Origin of the sequence: Kineococcus vitellinus (assembly GCF_009906315.1) — a bacterium.
GTDB lineage: Bacteria > Actinomycetota > Actinomycetes > Actinomycetales > Kineococcaceae > Kineococcus > Kineococcus vitellinus.
Genome location: NZ_JAAALL010000519.1, coordinates 1 through 1,623 on the forward strand (window position 1 = coordinate 1; position 1,623 = coordinate 1,623).

A 1,623-nucleotide genomic window follows, 5' to 3' on the forward strand; every position below is an offset into this window, starting at 1 on the left:
CCCCTGCCCCGTCCGTCCCTGCCCCGCCGGCCGCTGCACGGCGCGCTCACGCACCGGTCGCGGTGCGCCCGCGCACGAGCACCACCACGAGCACCGAGACCGCGACGAGCAGCAGCGAGAGCGCGACGGCCGCGTCGGGGTCGCTCTCGCGCTGCAGGTAGATCTCCAGCGGCAGCGTGCGGGTGACGCCCTGCAGGCTGCCCGCGAAGGTGACGGTGGCGCCGAACTCGCCGAGGGCGCGGGCGAAGGCGAGCACCGCGCCGGAGACCAGGCCGGGCCCCACGAGCGGGAGGGTGACGCGCAGCAGGACCCGGCCGGGGCGCGCGCCCAGCGTGGCCGCGACCGTCTCGTAGCGGCGGCCGGCGGTGCGCAGCGCCCCCTCCAGGCTGACGACGAGGAACGGCAGCGCGACGAACGTCTGGGCGAGGACGACCGCGGCGGTGCTGAAGGCGATGCTCACCCCGAACCCCTCCAGCACCCCGCCGAGCAGGCCGCGCCGCCCGAGCGCGTACAGCAGCGCCAGCCCGCCCACGACCGGCGGCAGGACCAGCGGCAGCAGGACGACCGAGCGCAGCACCCGCAGGCCGGGGAAGGCGCCGCGCGCCAGCACCAGCGCCATGGGGACGCCCAGGAGCACGCAGCAGCAGGTGCTGGCCGTCGCGGTCTGCAGGCTCAGGCGCAGCGCGGCCGTGGAGGAGGGGGAGGTGACGAGGTCGCCGAAGCGGGCCCAGTCCACGCGCGCGACGATCGCGGCGAGCGGGAGCAGGACGAGCAGCAGCCCGATCGCGGCCGGGACGTGGACCCAGCCGGGCAGGCCGACCACGCGCTCGTCCCGGCTCACGCCCCGGGGACCCCGAACCCGGCCGCGCGCAGCGCGGAGCGGCCCTGCTCGCCCGCGACGAAGGCGACGAAGCGCCGGGCCAGGTCGGCGTCGGCGGCCCCGCGCAGCGCGGCGACGGGGTAGGTGTTCACCGCGCCGGCCGACTCGGGGAAGGGCACGCCGGTCACGGCGTCGCCGGCGGCGGCCACGTCGGTGACGTAGACCAGCCCGGCGTCGGCCTCGCCAGAGGTGACCTTGCCCAGCACGTCGGTCACCGAGGACTCCTCGCTGACGGGGGCCAGCTCGACGCCGGTGCGCTCCTGCAGGGTCCGCGCCGCCGACCCGCAGGGCACCTGCGGCGCGCAGACCACGACCCGCGCGCCGGGCCGCGCGAGGTCGGCGAAGGAGGTGATGCCGGCCGGGTTGCCGGGCGGGGTGGCGATCTCCAGCACGTTCGTGGCGACGTCGACGGGCTCGCCGGCGGTGAGGGAGGCGTCCACCACCCTGGCCATGCTCGCCTCGTCGGCCGGGGCGAGGACGTCGGCGGGGGCGCCCTCGGTCACCTGGCTGACGAGGTCGGAGGAGCCCGCGAAGCTGAACGCCACGCGCACGCCCGGGTTCGCCCGCTCGAAGCGCTCGCCGATCGTGGTGAACGAGCCCCGCAGCGAGGCGGCCGCGAAGACGGTGAGGGTGCGCTCCCCCCGCTCCTGCTGCGCGCCCGCGGAGGAGCCGCACGCGCCGAGCAGCAGCCCGGCCGCGAGGACCGCGGCGACCGGGCTGCTGCTCGGCGCGTGCGGCTCCTC

The 1,623-nt window shown here is 77.9% G+C and carries 2 protein-coding genes; both read right to left on the reverse strand.

What is annotated here, in order from left to right; all coding sequences use genetic code 11:
• Window positions 1-46 precede the first annotated feature (46 nt).
• Window positions 47-841 carry an ABC transporter permease gene (locus tag GTQ99_RS23030; protein WP_166617987.1) on the reverse strand — a complete coding sequence of 265 codons (795 nt, stop codon included), beginning with the start codon at window positions 839-841 and terminating at the stop codon, window positions 47-49.
• Window positions 838-1,623 (reverse strand): molybdate ABC transporter substrate-binding protein (modA, locus tag GTQ99_RS23035; RefSeq protein WP_338075212.1); only part of this gene is annotated, 786 nt, incomplete at its 5' end. The genes GTQ99_RS23030 and modA, both read right to left, overlap by 4 nt.